Source organism: Mycolicibacterium brumae, assembly GCF_025215495.1.
In the GTDB taxonomy this organism is placed as follows: domain Bacteria; phylum Actinomycetota; class Actinomycetes; order Mycobacteriales; family Mycobacteriaceae; genus Mycobacterium; species Mycobacterium brumae.
The window spans coordinates 2,338,815-2,359,264 of the sequence record NZ_CP104302.1 but is presented as its reverse complement, the minus strand read 5'-3'; the positions used below and the strand labels follow the sequence as shown (position 1 = coordinate 2,359,264).

24 protein-coding genes are annotated in these 20,450 nt (G+C 70.4%); 17 read left to right on the top strand and 7 right to left on the bottom strand.

Annotation, left to right across the window (positions count from 1 at the left end; translation table 11 throughout):
- Positions 1–36: 36 nt before the first annotated feature.
- The 6 genes from thrS to L2Z93_RS11350 are packed head-to-tail and all read left to right on the top strand — an operon-like array spanning position 37 to position 6,388.
- Positions 37–2,091 (top strand): threonine--tRNA ligase, encoded by a 2,055-nt coding sequence (gene thrS, locus L2Z93_RS11375; protein WP_090584753.1) that lies wholly within the window; start codon positions 37–39, stop codon positions 2,089–2,091.
- Positions 2,088–2,642: an ATP adenylyltransferase gene (locus L2Z93_RS11370; RefSeq protein WP_234785948.1), complete on the top strand. Its 555-nt coding sequence runs from the start codon at positions 2,088–2,090 to the stop codon at positions 2,640–2,642. Before thrS ends, L2Z93_RS11370 begins: the two co-directional genes overlap by 4 nt.
- The gene (gene pgsA, locus L2Z93_RS11365) at positions 2,639–3,325 is read left to right on the top strand and encodes a phosphatidylinositol phosphate synthase (RefSeq protein ID WP_090584751.1); all 687 of its coding nucleotides are present in this window, start codon (positions 2,639–2,641) and stop codon (positions 3,323–3,325) included. The genes L2Z93_RS11370 and pgsA overlap by 4 nt, the downstream gene beginning before the upstream one ends.
- Positions 3,322–4,248 (top strand): phosphatidylinositol mannoside acyltransferase, encoded by a 927-nt coding sequence (locus L2Z93_RS11360; protein WP_090584749.1) that lies wholly within the window; start codon positions 3,322–3,324, stop codon positions 4,246–4,248. The genes pgsA and L2Z93_RS11360 overlap by 4 nt, the downstream gene beginning before the upstream one ends.
- Complete coding sequence (locus L2Z93_RS11355; protein ID WP_090584747.1) at positions 4,248–5,375, top strand: glycosyltransferase family 4 protein; 1,128 nt, start codon at positions 4,248–4,250, stop codon at positions 5,373–5,375. Before L2Z93_RS11360 ends, L2Z93_RS11355 begins: the two co-directional genes overlap by 1 nt.
- Positions 5,375–6,388: an NUDIX hydrolase gene (locus L2Z93_RS11350; protein ID WP_164886128.1), complete on the top strand. Its 1,014-nt coding sequence runs from the start codon at positions 5,375–5,377 to the stop codon at positions 6,386–6,388. The genes L2Z93_RS11355 and L2Z93_RS11350 overlap by 1 nt, the downstream gene beginning before the upstream one ends.
- Positions 6,389–6,409: 21 nt before the next feature.
- On the opposite strand, the gene L2Z93_RS11345 is transcribed toward L2Z93_RS11350, so the two are convergent.
- The 3 genes from L2Z93_RS11345 to L2Z93_RS11335 are packed head-to-tail and all read right to left on the bottom strand — an operon-like array spanning position 6,410 to position 7,658.
- Entirely contained in the window at positions 6,410–6,952 is a 543-nt protein-coding gene (locus L2Z93_RS11345) for a PIG-L deacetylase family protein (protein ID WP_109395640.1), read from the bottom strand.
- Positions 6,953–6,998: 46 nt separating this feature from the next.
- Positions 6,999–7,394, bottom strand: coding sequence for a hypothetical protein (locus L2Z93_RS11340; RefSeq protein ID WP_099541305.1), 396 nt, complete (start codon positions 7,392–7,394; stop codon positions 6,999–7,001).
- 60 nt (positions 7,395–7,454) lie between these two features.
- Positions 7,455–7,658, bottom strand: a complete 204-nt coding sequence (locus L2Z93_RS11335; protein ID WP_090584739.1) for a hypothetical protein — start codon at positions 7,656–7,658, stop codon at positions 7,455–7,457.
- Between the two features lie 184 nt (positions 7,659–7,842).
- Here L2Z93_RS11335 and pdxS point away from each other — a divergent pair, with 184 nt between their 5' ends.
- From pdxS to L2Z93_RS11315, 4 genes are all read left to right on the top strand, one after another.
- Positions 7,843–8,760: a pyridoxal 5'-phosphate synthase lyase subunit PdxS gene (gene pdxS, locus L2Z93_RS11330; RefSeq protein ID WP_090584737.1), complete on the top strand. Its 918-nt coding sequence runs from the start codon at positions 7,843–7,845 to the stop codon at positions 8,758–8,760.
- 3 nt (positions 8,761–8,763) lie between these two features.
- On the top strand, positions 8,764–9,600 hold the full coding sequence (locus tag L2Z93_RS11325) for an acyl-CoA thioesterase II (protein ID WP_090584735.1): 837 nt from the start codon (positions 8,764–8,766) through the stop codon (positions 9,598–9,600).
- Positions 9,597–10,175, top strand: coding sequence for a pyridoxal 5'-phosphate synthase glutaminase subunit PdxT (gene pdxT, locus L2Z93_RS11320; protein ID WP_090584733.1), 579 nt, complete (start codon positions 9,597–9,599; stop codon positions 10,173–10,175). The genes L2Z93_RS11325 and pdxT overlap by 4 nt, the downstream gene beginning before the upstream one ends.
- 234 nt (positions 10,176–10,409) lie before the next feature.
- Positions 10,410–11,165 carry a YebC/PmpR family DNA-binding transcriptional regulator gene (locus L2Z93_RS11315; RefSeq protein ID WP_090584731.1) on the top strand — a complete coding sequence of 252 codons (756 nt, stop codon included), beginning with the start codon at positions 10,410–10,412 and terminating at the stop codon, positions 11,163–11,165.
- Positions 11,166–11,220: 55 nt separating this feature from the next.
- On the opposite strand, the gene L2Z93_RS11310 is transcribed toward L2Z93_RS11315, so the two are convergent.
- Positions 11,221–11,619, bottom strand: coding sequence for a TA system VapC family ribonuclease toxin (locus tag L2Z93_RS11310; RefSeq protein WP_090584729.1), 399 nt, complete (start codon positions 11,617–11,619; stop codon positions 11,221–11,223).
- Entirely contained in the window at positions 11,616–11,846 is a 231-nt protein-coding gene (locus L2Z93_RS11305; RefSeq protein ID WP_090584727.1) for an antitoxin, read from the bottom strand. Before L2Z93_RS11305 ends, L2Z93_RS11310 begins: the two co-directional genes overlap by 4 nt.
- A 150-nt stretch (positions 11,847–11,996) precedes the next feature.
- Here L2Z93_RS11305 and ruvC point away from each other — a divergent pair, with 150 nt between their 5' ends.
- From ruvC to L2Z93_RS11285, 4 genes are read left to right on the top strand one after another with little or no spacing between them, the layout of a single operon-like run.
- Positions 11,997–12,551 (top strand): crossover junction endodeoxyribonuclease RuvC, encoded by a 555-nt coding sequence (gene ruvC / locus L2Z93_RS11300; protein ID WP_090584725.1) that lies wholly within the window; start codon positions 11,997–11,999, stop codon positions 12,549–12,551.
- Positions 12,548–13,138, top strand: a complete 591-nt coding sequence (gene ruvA / locus L2Z93_RS11295) for a Holliday junction branch migration protein RuvA (RefSeq protein WP_090584723.1) — start codon at positions 12,548–12,550, stop codon at positions 13,136–13,138. Before ruvC ends, ruvA begins: the two co-directional genes overlap by 4 nt.
- Entirely contained in the window at positions 13,135–14,202 is a 1,068-nt protein-coding gene (ruvB, locus tag L2Z93_RS11290; RefSeq protein WP_090584721.1) for a Holliday junction branch migration DNA helicase RuvB, read from the top strand. The genes ruvA and ruvB overlap by 4 nt, the downstream gene beginning before the upstream one ends.
- Before the next feature lie 7 nt (positions 14,203–14,209).
- A complete protein-coding gene (locus tag L2Z93_RS11285) occupies positions 14,210–14,596 on the top strand; it encodes a DUF1304 domain-containing protein (protein ID WP_090584719.1) in 387 nt (128 codons plus the stop codon).
- A gap of 7 nt (positions 14,597–14,603) precedes the next feature.
- Here L2Z93_RS11285 and L2Z93_RS11280 read toward each other — a convergent pair whose 3' ends face one another.
- A complete protein-coding gene (locus tag L2Z93_RS11280) occupies positions 14,604–15,059 on the bottom strand; it encodes a MarR family winged helix-turn-helix transcriptional regulator (protein ID WP_193438890.1) in 456 nt (151 codons plus the stop codon).
- Positions 15,060–15,119: 60 nt separating this feature from the next.
- On the opposite strand from L2Z93_RS11280, the gene L2Z93_RS11275 reads away from it, so the two are divergent.
- The 3 genes from L2Z93_RS11275 (at position 15,120) to L2Z93_RS11265 (ending at position 16,910) form a co-directional block, all read left to right on the top strand.
- Positions 15,120–15,476 (top strand): alpha/beta fold hydrolase, encoded by a 357-nt coding sequence (locus tag L2Z93_RS11275; protein ID WP_234785947.1) that lies wholly within the window; start codon positions 15,120–15,122, stop codon positions 15,474–15,476.
- Between the two features lie 122 nt (positions 15,477–15,598).
- On the top strand, positions 15,599–15,967 hold the full coding sequence (locus tag L2Z93_RS11270; protein ID WP_234785946.1) for an alpha/beta fold hydrolase: 369 nt from the start codon (positions 15,599–15,601) through the stop codon (positions 15,965–15,967).
- Between the two features lie 7 nt (positions 15,968–15,974).
- Positions 15,975–16,910 (top strand): lytic transglycosylase domain-containing protein, encoded by a 936-nt coding sequence (locus L2Z93_RS11265; RefSeq protein ID WP_370745893.1) that lies wholly within the window; start codon positions 15,975–15,977, stop codon positions 16,908–16,910.
- 18 nt (positions 16,911–16,928) lie between these two features.
- Here L2Z93_RS11265 and car read toward each other — a convergent pair whose 3' ends face one another.
- Entirely contained in the window at positions 16,929–20,435 is a 3,507-nt protein-coding gene (gene car, locus L2Z93_RS11260; RefSeq protein ID WP_090584715.1) for a carboxylic acid reductase, read from the bottom strand.
- Positions 20,436–20,450: the final 15 nt, after the last annotated feature.

Sequence of the window (20,450 nt, the reverse complement as noted above, 5' to 3'; positions counted from 1 at the left end):
CGCCCGGTTGCACCCGATCCGAAAGAGTTCCCACAGATGACTGCCCCAGCCGAAACCTCCGCCGTCGCCCCGATCCGGGTGCCCGCGGGGACCACCGCCGGGGCCGCGGTGCGCGAAGCCGGCCTGCCGGGCCGTGGCGCCCCGGACGCGATCGTCGTCGTCGCCGACGCCGACGGCGCCATGCACGACCTGAGCTGGGAACCCGACGCCGACGCCGAGGTCACCCCGATCGCCGCCAACAGCGAGGCCGGCCGCAGCGTCATCCGGCACTCCGCCGCCCACGTGCTGGCCCAGGCGGTCCAGGAGCGCTTCCCGGAGGCGAAACTGGGCATCGGGCCGCCGATCACCGACGGCTTCTACTACGACTTCGACGTCACCGAGCCGTTCACCCCCGACGACCTGGCCGCCCTGGAGAAGCGGATGCGCCAGATCATCAAGGACGGCCAGCTGTTCTCCCGGCGGGTTTACGAGTCCAAGGACCAGGCCCGTCAGGAACTGGCCGACGAGCCCTACAAGCTGGAACTCGTCGACGACAAGTCCGGCGACCCCGACGTGATGGAGGTCGGCGGCGCCGAGCTGACCGCCTACGACAACCTCAACCCGCGCACCCGGGAACGGATCTGGGGCGACCTGTGCCGCGGCCCGCACCTGCCCACCACCCGCTACATCCCGGCGTTCAAGCTGACCCGCAGCTCGGCGGCCTACTGGCGCGGCAACCAGGACAACGCCAGCCTGCAGCGCATCTACGGCACCGCTTGGGAAACCCAGGAGGCGCTGGACGCCTACCTGGAGCTGATCGAAGAGGCGCAGCGTCGCGACCACCGCAAACTCGGTGTCGAGCTGGACCTGTTCAGCTTCCCCGACGAGCTCGGCTCCGGCCTGCCGGTGTTCCACCCCAAGGGCGGTGTGGTCCGCCGGGAGCTGGAGGACTACTCGCGGCGCAAGCACCAAGAGGCCGGCTACGAGTTCGTCAACACCCCGCACATCACCAAGGAACAGCTCTACATCACCTCCGGGCACCTGGAGTGGTACGCCGACGGGATGTTCCCCCCGATGCACATCGACGCCGAGCTCAACGCCGACGGCACCGTGCGCAAACCCGGGCAGAATTACTACCTCAAGCCGATGAACTGCCCGATGCACCACCTGATCTACCGCTCCCGCGGCCGGTCCTACCGGGAACTGCCGCTGCGGCTGTTCGAGTTCGGCTCGGTGTACCGCTACGAGAAGTCCGGGGTGGTGCACGGCCTGACCCGGGTCCGCGGGATGACCCAGGACGACGCGCACATCTACGTCACCCGCGACCAGATGCGCGACGAACTGGCCCGGCTGCTGCAGTTCGTGCTGGACCTGCTGGCCGACTACGGCCTCGACGACTTCTACCTGGAACTGTCCACCAAGGACCCGGACAAATACGTCGGCTCCGACGAGATGTGGGAGGAGGCCACCGAAACCCTGCGGGAGGTGGCCGAATCCTCCGGGCTGACGCTGGTGCCCGATCCCGGCGGCGCCGCGTTCTACGGCCCGAAGATCTCGGTGCAGGTGCGCGACGCGCTGGGCCGCAACTGGCAGATGTCCACCATCCAGCTGGACTTCAACATGCCGGAGCGGTTCGGGCTGGAGTACACCGCCGCCGACGGCTCCCGGCAGCGGCCGGTGCTGATCCACCGCGCCCTGTTCGGCTCCATCGAGCGGTTCTTCGGGGTGCTCACCGAGCATTACGCCGGCGCGTTCCCGGCCTGGCTCGCGCCGGTGCAGGTGGTCGGCATCCCGGTCGCCGACGGCCACGTCGACTACCTCGACGACGTCGCCGCGCAACTGCGTTCCCACGGGCTGCGCGCCGAGGTGGACGCCAGCGACGACCGGATGGCCAAGAAGATCGTCAACCAGACCAATATGAAGGTCCCATTCATGCTGCTGGCCGGGGACCGCGACGTGGAGGCCGGGGCGGTGTCCTTCCGGTTCGGCGACCGCACCCAGATCAACGGGGTGCCCCGCGATCAGGCCGTCGCCGCGATCGCCCGGTGGGTCGCCGACCGCCGCAACGAGGTCCCGACGGCCGACCTGTTCGACCTCGGCGGGGCCACGTGAGCGCCGGGGAGCTTGTCGAAGAGGGCGTGGGGGAGCCGGACCGGCTGCAGCGGCTGTGGACGCCGTACCGGATGAACTACATCGTCGGCGAGGTCAAGGACCGCGGCGGGTCGGCGGGCTCCAGGCGGCCGTTCACCGACATTCCGCTGATGAGCGACGAGGACGGCCTGGTGGTGGCCCGCGGTGAGCTGGTCTACGCGGTGCTCAACCTGTACCCGTACAACCCCGGGCACCTGATGCTGGTGCCCTACCGGCAGGTCGCCGAACTCGAAGAGCTCACCGACGCCGAAGCCGCCGAGCTGATGGCCTTCACCCAGCGCGCCATCCGGGTGATCAAGGCGGTGTCGCGGCCCGACGGGTTCAACGTCGGGCTGAACCTGGGCCGCCCGGCCGGCGGGTCGCTGTCCGAACACCTGCACATGCACGTGGTTCCACGCTGGTCCGGCGACGCCAACTTCATCACCGTGATCGGCCAGGCCAAGGTGATCCCGCAGCTGCTGCGCGACACCCGCGCGCTGCTGGCCGACGAATGGGCGGAGCAGACGTCGTGAGCGATATGTACGTCTTCACCCGCGCGGCCTATTCCAAGGTGTCGCGCCCGGTGGCCCGGGTGGCGCTGAAAATGGGGTTCACGCCCGACGCCATCACCATCATCGGCACCACCGGGCTGGTCATCAGCGCCCTGGTGCTGTTCCCGATGGGGCATCTGTTCCTCGGCTCGGTGGTGGTCACCTTCTTCGTGCTGGCCGACATGCTCGACGGCGCGATGGCCCGGGAACGCGGCTACGGCAGCCGGTTCGGCGGGGTGCTCGACGCCAGCTGCGACCGGATCAGCGACGGCGCGGTGTTCACCGGCCTGGCCTGGTGGGCGATGTTCGTCTCCGACTCCCGGCAACTGCTGGTCGCCACCCTGATCTGCCTGGTCACCTCCCAGGTCATCTCGTATGTGAAGGCCCGCGCCGAAGCGGCCGGGTTGCGCGGCGACGGCGGCTGGATCGAACGCCCGGAGCGGCTGATCATCGTGCTGGCCGCCGCGTTCTTCTCCGACCTTCCCGGTCACCCGCAGCCGATGATCCTGATCGTGGCGATGTGGGTGCTGGCCGGGTTGAGCGTCATCACCGTCGCGCAGCGGATCTGGTCGGTGCGCAACTCCGACGGCGCGCTGGACCGGGTGCCGGTCGCCTCGGCCGCCAACCCCGACGGTCCCGTCGACGACGGGGCCGATCCCCGGTGATCGGCGCGATCCGTGAGCGCCTCAGCGATCTGAGTTATGCGGCGGGCTGGCAACTGGTGCGCGCGCTGCCCGACCCGGTCGCCCGCGGCACGTTCGACCTGGGCGCCTGGTGGGGCGCCCGCGACGGCGGGCCCGAGCAACTGCGCAAGAACCTGGCCCGGGTCATCGGGACCACGCCCGCCGAGGTGCCCGACGAACTGATGCTGGCGTCGCTGGAGTCCTACGCCCGGTACTGGCGCGAGGTGTTCCGGCTGCCGTCGATCGACCCGGCGAAGATGGGCGATGAGCTGCGCGACGTCATCCACGGCATCGAGCATTTCGGCAATGCCCGCGCCGCGGGCACCGGCGCGGTGATGGCGCTGCCGCACAGCGGCAACTGGGACATGTGCGGGCTGTCGCTGGTGCAGCATTTCGGCCGGTTCACCACGGTTGCCGAGCGGCTCAAACCGGAATCGCTGTACCGGCGGTTCCTAGAATTCCGGGAATCCCTCGGATTCGAGATCGTGCCGCTGACCGGCGGCGACCGCCCGCCGATGCAGGTGCTCGCCGACCGGATCCGGGACAACCAGTTCGTCTGCCTGATGGCCGACCGGGACCTGACCCGGCGCGGCGTGGAGGTCGACTTCTTCGGCGAGAAGACCCGGATGCCGGCCGGGCCGGCCAAGCTCGCGCTGGAGACCGGGGCGCCGCTGCACCCGGCGCACTGCTGGAACCTGTCGAATCCGGACGGCTGGGTATGCGACATCCTGCCGGCGCTGGACACCAGCTCCGGCGATGTCCAGGTGATCACCCAGGCGCTGGCCGACGTGTTCGCCGAGCGGATCGCCGCGCACCCGGCGGACTGGCACATGCTGCAGCCGCAGTGGATCGCCGACCTGTCCGCCGAACGTCGCGCGCGCCTCGCTGAACCGCCGGAGTCCTGATGCGCATCGGCATGGTCTGCCCCTACTCGTTCGACGTCGCCGGCGGCGTTCAGGCCCATGTGCTGCAGCTGGCCGAGGTGTACCGCGAGCGCGGCCACTACGTCTCGGTGATGGCCCCGGCGTCGCCAGGGGTGGAGCTTCCGGACTTCGTGGTGTCCGCGGGAAAGGCGCTGGCCATCCCGTACAACGGCTCGGTGGCCCGGCTCAAGTTCGGGCCCGCCACCCACCGCAAGATCAAGAAGTGGCTCGCCTTCGGCGACTTCGACGTGCTGCACCTGCACGAGCCCAACGCGCCGAGCCTGTCGATGCTCGCGCTGCAGGCCGCCGAGGGCCCGATCGTCGCGACGTTTCACACCTCGACCACCAAATCGCTGACGCTGGCGATGGTGCAGGGCATCCTGCGGCCGTACCACGAGAAGATCGTCGGCCGGATCGCCGTGTCGGACCTGGCCCGGCGCTGGCAGATGGAGGCGCTCGGTTCGGACGCCGTGGAGATCCCCAACGGTGTCCCGGTGTCCTTCTTCGCCGACGCGCCGATGCTCCCCGGGTACCCGCGGCCGGGCCGGTCGGTGCTGTTCCTGGGCCGCTACGACGAGCCGCGCAAAGGCATGGACGCCCTGATCGGCGCGCTGCCGGCGCTGGTCGAGCGCTTCGCCGACATCGAGATCATGATCGTCGGCCGCGGTGACGAGGATGGGCTGCGCGAGCAGGCCGGCGACCTGGCGTCGCATCTGCGCTTCCTGGGCCAGGTGTCCGACGAGGAGAAGGCCTCGGCGCTGCGCAGCGCCGACGTGTACTGCGCCCCCAACACCGGCGGGGAGAGTTTCGGGATCGTGCTGGTGGAGGCGATGGCGGCCGGCACCGCGGTGGTGGCCAGCGACCTCGACGCGTTCCGTCGGGTGCTGCGCGACGGCGAGTGCGGCAAACTCACGCCGATCGGCGACGCGGACGCGCTGGCCGCCGCCCTCATCGAGGTGCTCGACGACGACGCCGAACGGGACCGGCTGGTGACGGCGGCGACGACGGCGGTGGCCCGCTACGACTGGTCGGTGGTCGCCGACCAGATCATGCGGGTCTACGAGACTGTCGCCGGCGCCGGGGTGAAGGTCACGGTGGCCCGCTCATGATGATGTGGCTGCTGGTCGCGCTGTTGGTGCTGATCATCGTGGTGCTGCTGGTGCTGGGCACCTGGGCGTTCCAGACCGCCAACCGACTGGACCGGCTGCACGTGCGCTACGACTTGTCCTGGCAGTCGCTGGACGCCGCGCTGGCCCGCCGAGCGGTGGTCGCCCGGGCGGTGGCCGCTGACGCCTACCCCGGCACCCCCGAGGGCCGCCACCTCTCGGCGCTGGCCGACGCCGCCGAACGGGCGCCGCGGCCGGCCCGCGAGCAGGCGGAGAACGAACTGTCCGCGGCGCTGAGCACGGTGGACACCGCCCGGCTGCCGGCCGCGCTGGTCGCCGAGATGGCCGACGCGGAAGCCCGGGTGCTGTTGGCCCGCCGGTTCCACAACGACGCGGTGCGCGACACCCTGGCGCTGCGCGAGCGGACCATGGTGCGGGCGCTGCGGCTGGGTGGGCACGCTCCGGCGCCGACCTACTTCGAGATCGCCGAGCGCGCGCCGGAGAGCGCGGCGACCGCGCCGCGGATCTCGGCCCGGGTGGTGCTGATCGACCCGGAGGGCGAAGTGCTGCTGCTGTGCGGCTCGGACCCGGCCGCCGGCGCGGACGCGCGGCGGTGGTGGTTCACCATCGGCGGGCAGGTGCTCGACGGGGAGGAGCTGGCGCACGCCGCGGTTCGGGAGATGGCCGAGGAGACCGGGCTGCGCGCCGACGTCGGCGCCTTGATCGGGCCGGTGTGGCGGCGCGACTCGATGATCGACTTCAACGGTTCGGTGATGCGCAGCCGTGAGTTCTACTTCGTGTGCCGCACCGCGCGGTTCGAGCCGACGATGGACGGGCGCACCGCGCTGGAGCACCGTTACATCCACGGCCACCGCTGGTGCGACGCCGCGGCGATGGCGGCTCTGGAGGCGGCGGGGGAGGCCGTCTACCCGCTGCAGCTGCCCGAACTGCTGACCGCGGCGGCGGCGGTCGCCGACGCCGGGACCGCGGTCGGCGAGCCGACGGTCATCCGCTAGGCGGCGACACTCGCCGCCCGGTCAGACCGGGCGGATCTGGGTCAGGCCGCAGGCTCGGGCGGCGGGGAAGCCGTCGATCGAGCCGGTGGTCATGTCGACTTGGGCGCGGGCCTGGTCGATCACCGGGGTGTCCGGGGCGAGGACCGACAGGTACACATCATGCTCGGCGAGGGAGTCGACGGCGAGTTCCGTGAAGTCGTCGACCTCGACCGCGTGCGTCGAACCGGGCCCGTTGACGAACAGCCCGCGGGGTGGATCGGGCAACTCGTCGAACGCTTCGACGACGGCTGCCGCGAACTCGATGTGGTCGCGTTGATTGGGCAGCCCGGGTCCCCACTCGGGTCCGCCGTACAGCGACAGCACGATGTCCGGGTTCACGCGCACGATGGTCTCGGCGATCTTCTCGCGCAACTCCGGGGTGTTGAACAATTCGCTGTCGGGGAAACCCCAGAACTCGACCTCGTCGACGGCTGCGGCCATCCCGTATTCGGGGTCGTCGGGATGAGCGACGAGCACCAAGGCGCTGGACCAGTCGGACGGAAACTCGGCGATGCTCACGGCGATACGCTACCGGCAACCGTCCCAGGTCACTCGGGATTGAGGCTGCGCGCTACACCTTCACCCGGGTCAGGGTGAAGGACACCATGTCCAGGCCCATGCTCCCGCAGGCGGCCATCCCGCCGGTGGCCTCGGCGTTGATGGTCGTCGGGCAGCCGTCCAGGCCGCTGGGGGTGTTCCAGTTGCCGACGACCGGCGGGTCGCTCTCGTCGTCGACGGAGCGGGTGAACCGCCAGCCGTTGACCACCCGGCAGTTGTCGCCGCAGGAACTGGCGCTCCAGATCGGTTGGGTGGTGGATCCGTCGGGACGGGTGACGGTGGCCTGGTAGGCGCCGTCCAGGGGGTCGGCGGAGGCCGCCGGAGCCAGCGCCGTGGCGGCGACGGCCATCGTCACGGCCGAGGCCGACAACCATTTCGCGCGGATGCACACCGTCTGCATACCGGCCATAATCGCAGGGTAACGCCCGTCGTGGCGCCGTACACCCGGATCGTTCCGACCGGCGCCGGGCTATCGCCGGCGTTCGCGCATCGCCCGCAGCTTCGCCGCGACCTCGATGGCGTCGTCCTCGCCGACGTCGTCGGAATACCGGTAGGGCCGGGCGACGGCCATGTAGAGCAGCCCGGATCCGACCACCAGCGCCAGGCCGATCGCCACCACCCACTTGTCCATGAACGCCTCGCTGCCCGACGGCGGCTTGAGCAGCAGGATCATCGCGAAGATCCCGTAGGCCAGCGCCGCGGGCCGGGCCGTCGATCACGCTGATGGACGGCAGGGTAGCAACGCGGTGACCTCCGGACTTCCGAATCCAGGCGACCCACAGCCGACCGGACAAATCGCCGGGTTTGCCCCGGCCTAGACTGGTGATCACCCCCATCGCATAAGGAGCAATACGCACGTGAACAGCGCCGCCGCAGGCCAGTCGGCCAGCACCGATCAGACCGGCACCGCACGGGTCAAACGCGGTATGGCCGAGATGCTCAAGGGCGGCGTCATCATGGACGTCGTCACTCCCGAGCAGGCCCGCATCGCCGAGGCGGCCGGCGCCGTCGCCGTGATGGCGCTGGAGCGCGTCCCCGCCGACATCCGCGCCCAGGGCGGGGTGTCGCGGATGAGCGACCCGGACATGATCGAGGGCATCATCGACGCCGTCACCATCCCGGTGATGGCCAAGGCCCGGATCGGCCATTTCGTCGAGGCCCAGATCCTGCAGAGCCTCGGCGTCGACTACGTCGACGAGTCCGAGGTGCTCACCCCGGCGGACTACGCCAACCACATCGACAAGTGGGCGTTCACCGTGCCGTTCGTCTGCGGCGCCACCAACCTCGGCGAGGCGCTGCGCCGGATCACCGAGGGCGCGGCGATGATCCGCTCCAAGGGCGAGGCCGGCACCGGCGACGTCTCCAACGCCACCACTCACATGCGCAAGATCGGCGGTGAGATCCGCCGGCTGACCTCGCTGTCGCCGGACGAGCTGTACGTCGCCGCGAAGGAACTGCAGGCGCCGTACGACCTGGTGGTCGAGGTCGCCAAGGCCGGAAAGCTGCCGGTCACGCTGTTCACCGCGGGCGGCATCGCCACCCCGGCCGACGCGGCGATGATGATGCAGCTCGGCGCCGAGGGTGTGTTCGTCGGCTCCGGCATCTTCAAATCCGGCGACCCGGCGGCGCGGGCCGCCGCGATCGTCAAGGCCACCACCTTCTACGACGACCCCGACGTGCTGGCCAAGGTGTCCCGCGGGCTCGGCGAGGCGATGGTCGGCATCAACGTCGACGACATCCCGCAGCCCCATCGGTTGGCCGAACGCGGCTGGTAGCCGGTGGCGATCGAGGCGATCCTCGACCTCGAGCAACTCGAGGTCGACATCTACCGTGGTGGGGCGTTCCAGCCACCCGGCGGCTACCTGCAGCGCACCTTCGGCGGGCACGTCGCCGGCCAGTCGCTGGTGTCCGCGGTGCGCACCGTCGACCCGTCGTTCCACGTGCACTCGCTGCACGGCTACTTCCTGCGGCCCGGCGACGCCGACCACCCCACGGTCTACCTGGTGGAACGGGTCCGCGACGGCGGCTCGTTCTGCACCCGCCGGGTGTCGGCCGTCCAGCACGGTCAAACCATCTTCACCATGTCCGCGTCGTTTCAGATCGAACAGTTCGGCCTGGAGCATCAGGACACCGCGCCGGTGACCCCGGAGCCGACGGAGCTGCCGTCGACCCGCGGCGAAGGATTCTTCGACTACACCGGGTTCGCGCAGTTCGCCGAGTGGGACGTGCGGTTCGTTCCGCAGGACGAGCTGAACCACCTGCCCGGCAAGGCCGCTCAGCAGCAGGTCTGGTTCCGTCACATCGACCCGCTGCCGGACGACCCGGTGCTGCACATCTGCGCGCTGGCCTACATGAGCGACCTGACCCTGTTGGGCTGCGCGCAGGTCAACGAGCCTGAACTGCACGACGAGCTGATGATCGCCTCGCTGGACCACGCGCTGTGGTTCATGCGGCCGTTCCGGGCCGACGAGTGGTTGCTCTACGACCAGTCCTCGCCGTCGGCCGCCGGTGGCCGGGCGCTCTGCCAGGGCCGGATCTACAACCGCGACGGCGCGATGGTCGCCTCGGTGGTCCAGGAGGGGCTGACCCGATTCAAACGCGGTCACCAGCGGTGACGCGGGTCGGAGTGCTGGCGTTGCAAGGCGACGTCCGCGAACACCTCGCTGCGCTGACGGCGCTGGGCGTCGACACCGTCGCGGTGCGCCGCCGCGCCGAACTCGACGCCGTCGACGGCCTGGTCATCCCGGGCGGGGAGTCCACGGCGATGACCCACCTGTTGCGGGTCTTCGAGTTGCTGGAGCCGCTGCGGGCACGGCTGGCCGACGGCATGCCGGCCTACGGGTCGTGCGCCGGGATGATCCTTCTGGCGACCGAGATCGCCGACGCCGGGGTGCCCGGCCGGGAGGCGCTACCGCTGGGCGGCATCGATATGACGGTGCGCCGCAACGCTTTCGGTCGTCAGGTGGACTCCTTCGAGGGCGACCTGGACTTCACCGGCCTGGACGAGCCGGTGCACGCGGTGTTCATTCGGGCGCCGTGGGTGGAACGGGTCGGCGACGACGTCGAGGTGCTGGCACGGGCGGCCGGGCACCCGGTCGCAGTGCGTCAGGGCAGGGTGCTGGCCACCGCGTTCCACCCCGAGATGACGGGCGATCGCCGGATCCACAAGCTGTTCGTCGAGTCGCTGTAGGCTCTCGCTCAGGACTCGCGTGGAGCGGCGGGAGCGAGTGCGCGCGAGGGGCCCGATAGGGCACGAGCGTCCCATCGTGTCCGCTGCGCGGGGAGCTGTCCTGGGCTTTTGTGCACGTCGTTGGCCGCTCGAGCAGAAACTGACCGCTCGTGGCCGGCGCAGGTTCCGGGGGAGGCGACGTCCCACGTAAACTGGGCAGCCGACACGATTCCCCGGAAAGAGGGCAGCACCTGCATGAGTGGGCATTCCAAGTGGGCCACCACCAAGCACAAGAAGGCCGCGATCGACGCCAAGCGCGGCAAGATGTTCGCCAAGCTGATCAAGAACATCGAAGTCGCGGCGCGCACCGGCGGCGGTGACCCCGGCGGAAACCCCACTCTCTACGACGCCATCCAGAAGGCGAAGAAGTCCTCGGTCCCCAACGACAACATCGAGCGGGCCCGCAAGCGCGGCGGCGGTGAAGAGGCCGGCGGCGCCGATTGGCAGAACATCACCTACGAGGGTTACGGCCCCAACGGGGTGGCCGTGCTCATCGAGTGCCTCACCGACAATCGCAACCGCGCCGCCGGCGAGGTCCGGGTGGCGATGACCCGCAACGGCGGCAATATGGCCGACCCGGGCTCGGTGTCCTACCTGTTCTCCCGCAAGGGCGTGATCACGCTGGAGAAGAACGACCTCACCGAGGACGACGTGCTGATGGCCGTGCTCGACGCCGGCGCCGAGGAGGTCAACGACCTGGGCGAGGCGTTCGAGGTGATCTGCGAGCCGACCGACCTGGTGGCCGTGCGCACCGCGCTGCAGGACGCCGGCATCGACTACGAGTCCGCCGAGGCCGGATTCCAGCCGTCGGTCAGCGTCCAGGTCGATCTGGAAGGCGCCCGCAAGGTGCTCAAACTGATCGACGCGCTGGAGGACAGCGACGACGTGCAGGATGTGTACACCAACATCGACATCCCCGACGACGTCGCCGCGGCTCTCGACGAGGACTGACCCGGCGGGGCGTCACGCGGTTTCGCATAGGACGCCCGTGGCGACTTCGGGTGGGTCAGCTTGGCGCGATGAGGTCGGCGACGTCGCTGTGCAGGCTCGCGAGCCCGGCGTCAAGGGTGGCCAATCGGCCACTGTGGCAGCGCGCCAGTTCGGCGAGGTAGGCGTCGGTGACCTGCCGATGGCCGATCACCCCGTCGAGGCGAACAGCGGAAAAGCCCAGATCGTCTGGCCAGAACACATGCCGGCGGTCGCGTTCGAACCCTGCGATGACGCTGCGCGCAGTCGCCGCGGTGTGGCCGGCTCGGAGCAGGAATCGCATCAGGCTGCCCTGAGTTATCGGGCATGTCGAGAAGTGCTCTGTGCTTGAGCCGAGCCACTCCGATGCGGCGTCGTGATGCACATGCTCGGCGACGGCGAGGGCTATCAGCACGTTGGAGTCGAGAAGCGTTGTCATTCCTCGTCATCCAGCGACCGCACGTCTTCGAAGGTGACGATGGTTCCGACGCTGACGACCGGGAGCCCGGTTCGAGGATCGGTTGCGATTGCCGGCGATGCCTTTCCGTCGCCGAGGGCGCGTTGCAAGAGGTCGGCCACGGTTTCGCTCAATGTTCGATGCGTGTCACGCGCAATCGCCACGGCCTGTTTGTGCAGGTGGTCTGGAAGATCGATGGTGGTGCGCATACCAAATCCTACATCTGTGCATCACGGTGCATAGGTGCACAGCTGAGGCGCCGGCATCGCCTGCCCAACCGGGGCGTGTCTGAACGCTGGGTTGTCGCCCCCGCCCGCTAGTCTTGTCGAACACATGTTCTCTAGCGGCGGGAGCTCGGCGTGCGGGTGATGGGTGTCGACCCGGGATTGACCCGGTGCGGCCTGTCGGTCATCGAAAGCGGCAGGGGCCGCCAGGTGATCGCGCTGGACGTCGACGTGGTGCGCACGCCGTCCGACGAACCGTTGCAGAAGCGGCTGCTCGCCATCAGCGACACCGTCGAGCACTGGATGGACACCCACCGGCCGGACGTGATCGCCATCGAGCGGGTGTTCGCCAACAACAACGCCAACACCGCGATGGGCACCGCGCAGGCAGGCGGCGTGATCGCGCTGGCCGCCGCCCGACGCGATATCGACGTGCACTTCCACACTCCCAGCGAGGTCAAGGCCGCGGTCACCGGCAACGGCCGCGCCGACAAGGCTCAGGTCACCACCATGATCACCAGAATCCTTGCGCTGCAGCAGAAACCCACACCGGCCGACGCGGCGGACGCGCTCGCGCTGGCGATCTGCCACTGCTGGCGCGCGCCGATGATCGCCCGGATGGCCGCCGCCGAAGCCCAGGCCGCCGCGGCCCGCCGGCAGTACGCCGCCAAACTCAAGGCGGCCCGGTGATCGCCTCGGTGCGCGGCGAGGTCGTCGACATCGCGCTGGACCACGCCGTCGTCGAGGCCGCCGGGGTCGGCTACAAGGTGATGGCGACGCCGTCGACGCTGGGAACCCTGCGCCGTGGCGACGAGACCCGGCTGATCACCGCGATGATCGTCCGCGAGGACTCCCAAACCCTGTACGGGTTTGCCGATCACGACGCCCGCGACCTGTTCACCACCCTGCTGTCGGTGTCCGGGGTGGGCCCGAAGATCGCGCTGGCCACCCTGGCGGTTTATGACGCGGCCGCCCTGCGACAGGTGCTCGCCGACGGCGACGTCACCGCGCTGACCCGGGTGCCCGGCATCGGCAAACGCGGCGCTGAGCGGTTGGTGCTCGAACTGCGCGGCAAGATCGGCGCGGCCCCGGCGGCTGCGGGCGGCGCCCCGGCCGTCGTCGGCGTCCGCGGGCCCGTCGTCGAAGCGCTGGTCGGGCTCGGTTTCGCCGCCAAGGCCGCCGAGGACGCCTGCGACAAGGTGCTCGCCGCCGATCCGGACGCCACCACCTCCAGCGCCTTGCGCGCCGCGCTGAACCTGCTGGGGAAGACCAAGTGAGCCGGTTCGACGACGACGCCGAGGCGCCGCCGGATGAGCGGGAGGTGTCGGCGGCGCTCACCGTCGGCGAGGGCGACATCGACGCCAGCCTGCGGCCCCGCTCGCTGGGGGAGTTCATCGGTCAGCCCCGGGTCCGCGAGCAGTTGCAACTGGTCATCGAGGGCGCCAAGAACCGCGGCGGCACGCCGGACCACATCCTGCTGTCCGGCCCGCCCGGGCTGGGCAAGACCTCGTTGGCGATGATCATCGCCGCCGAACTCGGCAGCGCGCTGCGGGTCACCTCCGGCCCGGCGCTGGAGCGGGCCGGCGACCTGGCCGCCATGCTCTCCAACCTGGTTGAGGGCGATGTGCTGTTCATCGACGAGATCCACCGCATCGCCCGCCCGGCCGAAGAGATGCTGTACCTGGCCATGGAGGACTTCCGGGTCGACGTCGTGGTCGGCAAGGGGCCCGGCGCGACGTCCATCCCGTTGGAAGTCGCGCCGTTCACCCTGGTCGGGGCGACCACCCGGTCCGGGGCGCTGACCGGCCCGCTGCGCGACCGGTTCGGCTTCACCGCGCACATGGACTTCTACGAGCCCGAGGAACTGGAACGGGTGCTGCGCCGCTCGGCAGGCATCCTGGGCATCGAACTCGGCGCCGAGGCGGCAGCCGAGGTGGCCCGCCGCTCCCGCGGCACCCCGCGGATCGCCAACCGGCTGCTGCGCCGGGTCCGCGACTACGCCGAGGTCCGCGCCGACGGCCTGATCAACCGTGACATCGCCAAGGCCGCCCTGGCCGTCTACGACGTCGACGAACTGGGCCTGGACCGCCTCGACCGGGCGGTGCTCTCCGCGCTGACCCGCAGCTTCGGCGGCGGGCCGGTCGGGGTGTCGACGCTGGCCGTCGCGGTCGGGGAGGAGGCCACCACCGTGGAGGAGGTGTGCGAGCCGTTCCTGGTGCGCGCCGGGATGATCGCCCGGACCCCCCGCGGCCGGGTCGCGACCGCCGCGGCCTGGACGCATCTCGGGCTGGCTCCGCCGCCGCAGGCCGCCGGCTACAGCCCACAGGGACTCTTCGAGTAGAGGTGACATGCTGACCGCAGGTTTGATCGTCGCCGCGCTGGCCGCGCTGCTGCATGTCTACATCTTCGTCATGGAATCGCTGACCTGGACCTCGCCACGGACCCGGGCTGCCTTCGGCATCACCGAGGCCGAAGCGGAGGCGACCCGCGAACTCGCGTTCAACCAGGGCTTCTACAACTTGTTTCTGGCGATCGTGGCCGGGGCGGGCATCGCGCTGACGGTCTCCGGGCACACCGGGGTCGGGGCCGCGCTGGTGTTCGCCGGGGTCGGGTCGATGCTGGCCGCCGCGACGGTGCTGCTGCTCTCCTCACCCGACAAGGCCCGTGCGGCCATCGCTCAGGGCGCGCTTCCGCTGGTCGCCGTCGTGCTCGTGGTCGTGGGGCTGCTCGGCTGAGCGCGCGTCAGGCGCGGGAATCCGCCGGATTGACCGCGTCGAGCAGCGATTGCATGGTGTCGCGCATATCCGCGAACCGATCGGCCCCGACGAGGTCACCCCACCGGGTCTCGATCTCGGCGACCCGCTTGCCGGCGTCGGTCATCAACTGCCGCCCGCGCGGTGAGAGGTCGATGAGCTTGGCCCGTCCGTCGGCGGGGTCCGGACGGCGGGTGAGGTAGCCCAGCGCGTCCAGATCGTTCACCAGTTCCGATGCCGCGGCCGGGCTCAGCTGCGCCCGCGCCGCGAGTTCGGTCAGCCGGATGCCCCCCATCCGCAGATTGCCGAGGATCTGCAGGTGCGGATTGCGGATGTCGCCGTAGCCGAGTTCCGCGCGCGGGGCGGCCAGCTCGGTGCGGAATTCGGCGAGCAATCGGATCAGGAGCTGGCCGATCGCCTGCCGGTCCGGTCTTGACGGTGCCATGGGAGCAGAGAATAGTACGGATACCGAAAAGTTCGGAAACCGAAGTAAATGAGGCCGACGATGACCCCTGAGCGCGACGTGTTCGTCGACACCGGCCTGGGCAGGCTGCGGCTGCGGCGCGCCGGTTCGGGTCCGCCGGTGCTGCTGTGGCACAGCTTGTTCGTCGACTCGAGTTCCTGGGGACCGCTGTTCGACCGGCTCGCCCAACGGCGCGACGTCATCGCGGTGGATGGGCCGTGCCACGGACTCAGCGAGGGCATCACCCGCGATTTCACCTTGGGCGAGGTCGCCACCGCGGCCGTGGCGGTGTTGGACAACCTGGAGATCGCCGACCCGGTCGACTGGGTCGGCAACGCCTGGGGCGGGCACGTCGGATCCAGGTGGCCGCGAGGCGTCCCGGACGGCTTCGGACGCTGACCACGATCGGCGCCCCGGTGCGGGCGTTGACGACAGGTGAACGTTGGGCGGTCTGTCGGCCACTGGTCGAGCTCTACCGGGTCGCGGGACCCTCGCGGTGGCTGACTCGCACCCTGTCCGACGTGTTGATCGGCGCGGAGGTGATTGCCGCCCAACCCGATCGGACCGCGGAGGTGATGGCGGCATTCACCCGGGCCCGGCGCGAACCGATGCGCGCGGCGATGCGTTCCATGATGTTGCGCCGCCCCGGCCTGGAGGCCGAGGCGGCGTCGCTGCGGTTGCCGGTGCTGATGTTCGCCGCCCACGGCGACGGCATGGGTTCGGGTCCCGACGACATTCGGGACGTCGCCGCGACGATGCCCGACGCGAGGGTGGTCGAGGTGGCGGGCGCCGGTCATCTGGCGCCGTTGTTCATCGACGTGGACACCATTCACGATCGGCTGCTGGACTTCTGGGTCGACGCGCAGGAACCCGGTCGCTCGTTATCCTGACCGAATGATGGCCGGCGACCGACGGAAGCGAGGCGCGGCGCTGCTCGTCGTCCTCCTGATCGCCGGGTGCGCCCAGACCCCAGCGAACCCCGAGAACCCCGGCGCCGCCGTGGTGGCCGACTCCTCCCGGCCCGTCCCGCCTGCGCCGGCGGTGAGCCCGGCGCCGGCCGGCGCGCAACCGAAACTCGCCGCCGAGCCCGACCAACTCGGCCGGGATCTGGTGGCCGACGAACGCGCGCTGGCGGACCCGTCGACCTCGGCGGCCGCGCTGACCGCGGCGGCCCGACGGCAGCAGGCCGCCTACCGGCTGATCGCCCGCAGCCCCGACATCGACGCCGTCGTCCGCCCCGGGATCCCCGCCGACCTGGCCGACGGCTATCACCGCAACGTCAACGCCATTCAGCAGCTCACCGCGCTGGCGACACCGCTGGACACCCTGCCCGCCTGGCGAATTCAGCCGCCCGCGCCGGTCGACGAACTGCGCGGCCACTACCGGGAGGCCGAGGCCGCCTTCGGGGTGGGCTGGAACTATCTGGCCGCCATCAACTTCGTGGAGACCCGGTTCGGGCGGATCGTGGGGGACAGCAGCGCCGGCGCCCAGGGTCCCATGCAATTCATGCCCGGCACCTGGGCCGCCTACGGCGCCGGTGGCGACGTGCGAGACCCTCGCGACGCCATGATGGGCGCCGCCCGGTACCTGGCCGCCAACAATTTCGCCGGCGACCCCGACGGCGCGATCTTCCGGTACAACAACTCCCAGCGGTACGTCGCCGCGGTCAACGACTACGCCGCGGTGCTGGCCGCCGACGCGCACGCCCTGGGCGGCTACCACCGCTGGGAGGTCTACTACAAGACCACCGCCGGCGACGTGCTGCTACCCGTCGGCTATCAGCAGGCCGAGCGGATCCCGGTGGCCGACTACTTGGCCGACCACCCGCAGTAGGCCCAGCGCATCAGCTCATCAGCCGGGCAGCAGGCCCAGCAGCGCCAGGTCGTCTGCGTACTTGACGATCACCTCGCGGCTGATGTGCGGGATGTCTTTGTCCGGGCCGATCTTGGCCTCCCGCACCGCATTTCGGAACACCGCGGTGGGCGCCGCCGAGCCGCGCAGGGGCCGTCCGGGCCGTTGGTAGTTGTGCAGCAGCGGCAGCAGCGAGTTCTGCCGTTGCCGCTCCGGCAGCCCGCGCAGCGCGGTCTCGAATCGCGCCAGCCATTGCGGGTAGTCCTCGATCCGCTGGATCGGGTGGCCCGCGTCGATCAGCCAGTCCACGAACTCGTCCATTCCGACGCCGTCGTCGTGCGGGTTCATCACGTGGAAGGTCCGGAACTCGCCGGGCGACAACGCCGAGCCGAGGGTGTCGATCGCGTCGGCGACGAATTCGACCGGCAGCCCGTCGTAGTGCGACGGCTGCCGGGCGCCGTCGGGGCCGAGTTCGGTGAACGAGGCCGGCGCGATCCCGGTCGCCAGCAGCGACAACATCATCCGGGTGAACATGTCCGGGGTGTTGAGCTGACCGGCCCAGGACACGTCGGCCAGGATCATGTCGCAACGGAACACCGCCGCCGGCAGCCCGCACAACGCGTGCGCCTCGCGCAGCAGCACCTCGCCGGCCCACTTGGAGTTGCCGTAGCCGTTGGCGTACGAATCGTCGACCGTGCGGATCGGCGAGGCTGCCCGGATGTCGGCGTCCTCGACGAAACTGCCGGCCGCCATGCCGAATCCGACGCCGATCGTCGACACGTACAAATACGGCTTGATTCGGGAGGTCAGCGCCACGCGCAGCAGCTCCGCGGTGCCCAGCGCGTTCGGGCCGAACAGCTGGCGGTACGGCAGCACATGGTTGACCAGGGCGGCCGGGTCGACGATCAGGTCGACGTCGTCGGCCAGCCGCTGCCAGAGCGCCGGGTCCAGTCCGAGGTTCTCCTCGCCCTTGTCGCCGGCGATGACCTCCAGGTGCGGGCTCAGCGCGCGGTAGTGGGCCAGCAGCTTCGGGTCGCCGCTGTCGAACACCGCGTCCAGCCGGGCCCGGGCGTCGGCGTCGGAACGCCCCCGGACCAGGCAGACGACCTTCCCGTCGACCAGCGACATCCGTTCCAGCCAGTCCAGCGCCAGGTAGCGGCCCAGGAACCCGGTGGCTCCGGTCAACAGCACCGTCCGGACGACGTCGCGCGGCCCGGGCAGGGTCGGCGCGGCGGTCAGCAGCTCGGCGGGCAGGAACTTGTCCAGGGTGAGGTCGGCGGCGCGCACCTGTGTCGCGTCCCGGCCGTGCACCGAGTCGTAGGACGGCCGGACGGCGCCGGCGCGGGCGGCCTCGATGTGGGCGGCGATCCCGGCCAGGTCGGTGGCCGGACTGACGATCACCCCGACCGGCACGTCCACCCCGAAGATGTCGTGCAGCAGGTTGGCGAAGGTGAGCGCCGACAGCGAGTCCCCGCCCAGGTCGGTGAAGTGCGCGTCGGGTGCGATGTCGGCGTCGGCCGCCCCGAGCAGCGCGGCGGCGGCCCGGCCCACGGTCTCGGCCACCGGGGCGTCCGCGCCAGTCGTGCGCAGCCGGCTCAACTCGGCGGCCTGGCTCTCGGCCAGGTCGGCGTAGAGCTGCTCCAGCCGGTCGCCGTAGCGCTCCTTGAGCTTCGGCCAGGCCAGTTTGCGGATGCCGGTCAGCAGGCCGTTGTCGGTGCTGAACGGCTCCGTTTCGACGAGGAAGTCCCGCGGGATCTCATAGGACGCCAATTCCGAGCGGGCGGCGACGTCCTGCAGCGATTCGGCGAGGCGTCGCTTGAGGGCGTCGGCGTCGTCGCCGGCCAGCGCCTCGGCGGCCGGCACGATGACGGCCAGCAGATACGGCCGGGCGCTGTTGCCGTACAGGTAGATCTGATGGATCAGCGGGCTGGTCAGATAGGCGGCTTCCAGCTTGGAGACCGTGACGAACTCGCCCTGGGACAGCTTGAGCACATTGTTGCGGCGATCCAGGTAGCGCAACCTGCCGTCCACCTCGGCGAAGATGTCGCCGGTCCGGTAGAAACCGTCCGCGTCGAACATCGACGCGGTGACGTCCGGGCGCTTGTAGTAACCGGGGAACATGGTGTCGCTCTTGATCAGCAGCTCGCCGCGCGGATGTGGCCGGTCGCTGAGCAGATACCCCAGTTCCGGCACGTCGACGAGCTTGTAGTCGGTCACCGGCGGGTTGCACGGCACCCCGTTGATCAGCACCGCGCCGGCTTCGGTGGATCCGTACCCCTCCAGCAGTGGCAGGTCCAGGAACTGCTCCGCCCAGCCGCGCAGCTCGGGGGAGATCGGCGCGGAACCGGTCATCGCCAGCACCACCCGGTCGCCGACCATCCGGGTGCGCTCGGCGGCCATCAGCTCGGCCTCGGCCTGCTCGGACAGCTCACCGGCCTGATCACGCTGCGCGCAGTACTCCTGATGCAGCATGTCCCAGATCCGGGGGACCAGGTTCAGCTGGGTGGGTCGGGTCAGTGACAGGTCTTCCACCAGGGTGGACAGGTCGGCCCGCGCGGTGAAGTAGGCGGCGCCGCCGGCGCCGAGCGTGGTGTAGGGCACGCTGCGGCCCATCAGGTGGCTCATCGGCAGGAAGGACAGCACGATCGCGGGCAGCGGCTGGCGGCTGGGCGGGCCGCCCCACGGGTTGTGCGCGCGCCAGCTGCCGAGGGTCTTGCTCTGCGGATACATCGCGCCCTTGGGCGCGCCGGTGCTGCCGGAGGTGTAGATGAGGGTGGTCAGCGGATCCGGTTCGGGGTGCCGGCGCGGGATCGCCGCGGCCACCGTGGCGCCGCGTTCGCACAGTTCGGCCAGTGTTTCCACGACGACGCCGCTGTCGGCCAGCGCGGCGCGAGTGGCGGCCAGCGCGTCGGCGTGGACGTCGTCGCCGTCGACCAGGTCGAACACCACCAGCCGCTGCGGCGCGGGTCCGGAGCGCACCAGTTCCACGGCGTGCGGGAGTTCGTCGACGCCGGCGGCCAGCACCGTCGGCTCGGTCTCGGCGATGATCGGGGCCAGCGCCGCCGCGGTCGCCGAGGCCTGCAGCGGGACCGACACCGCGGCCAATTGGGTGACGGCCAGGTCGACGGTCGCGTAGTCGACGCTGGTGAAGCCCAGGGTGGCGACCCGGTCGCCGACGGCGACGGTGTCGGCCAGCCCGGCGGCGGCCGCTCGCACGCGATCCCACAGCTCGCCGTAGGTCAGGGTGCGGAAATGTCCGGCGGGCACGCCGGCGCGGCGGCCGGTGTCCGGGTCGGTGACCAGCTCGACGGCGCGTTCGCCGACGGCGATTCGGTTCCGGTAGCCGTCGAAGACGGTGGCGATGACCTCGCCGAGCCCGCCGCCGGCGGCGACGACGGCTTCGACCGTTTCGCCGACCTTCGGGTCGGGCAGCGCGGCGGCGTACTCGGGATCGTTGTGTTGCAGGTCGGCGATGCGTTGCCGGAGCCGCAGGATCTGATCAGACATGGGCGAATCCTCCGG

Coding starts and splice junctions, on each gene's coding strand:
- thrS (WP_090584753.1), top strand. CDS start 37: ATGACTGCCCCAGCCGAAACCTCCGCCGTCGCCCCGATCCGGGTGCCC.
- L2Z93_RS11355 (WP_090584747.1), top strand. CDS start 4,248: ATGCGCATCGGCATGGTCTGCCCCTACTCGTTCGACGTCGCCGGCGGC.
- L2Z93_RS11350 (WP_164886128.1), top strand. CDS start 5,375: ATGATGTGGCTGCTGGTCGCGCTGTTGGTGCTGATCATCGTGGTGCTG.
- L2Z93_RS11340 (WP_099541305.1), bottom strand. CDS start 7,394: ATGGCCGGTATGCAGACGGTGTGCATCCGCGCGAAATGGTTGTCGGCC.
- L2Z93_RS11335 (WP_090584739.1), bottom strand. CDS start 7,658: ATGATCCTGCTGCTCAAGCCGCCGTCGGGCAGCGAGGCGTTCATGGAC.
- L2Z93_RS11315 (WP_090584731.1), top strand. CDS start 10,410: ATGAGTGGGCATTCCAAGTGGGCCACCACCAAGCACAAGAAGGCCGCG.
- L2Z93_RS11310 (WP_090584729.1), bottom strand. CDS start 11,619: ATGACAACGCTTCTCGACTCCAACGTGCTGATAGCCCTCGCCGTCGCC.
- L2Z93_RS11305 (WP_090584727.1), bottom strand. CDS start 11,846: ATGCGCACCACCATCGATCTTCCAGACCACCTGCACAAACAGGCCGTG.
- L2Z93_RS11285 (WP_090584719.1), top strand. CDS start 14,210: ATGCTGACCGCAGGTTTGATCGTCGCCGCGCTGGCCGCGCTGCTGCAT.
- L2Z93_RS11280 (WP_193438890.1), bottom strand. CDS start 15,059: ATGGCACCGTCAAGACCGGACCGGCAGGCGATCGGCCAGCTCCTGATC.
- L2Z93_RS11275 (WP_234785947.1), top strand. CDS start 15,120: ATGACCCCTGAGCGCGACGTGTTCGTCGACACCGGCCTGGGCAGGCTG.
- L2Z93_RS11265 (WP_370745893.1), top strand. CDS start 15,975: ATGGCCGGCGACCGACGGAAGCGAGGCGCGGCGCTGCTCGTCGTCCTC.
- car (WP_090584715.1), bottom strand. CDS start 20,435: ATGTCTGATCAGATCCTGCGGCTCCGGCAACGCATCGCCGACCTGCAA.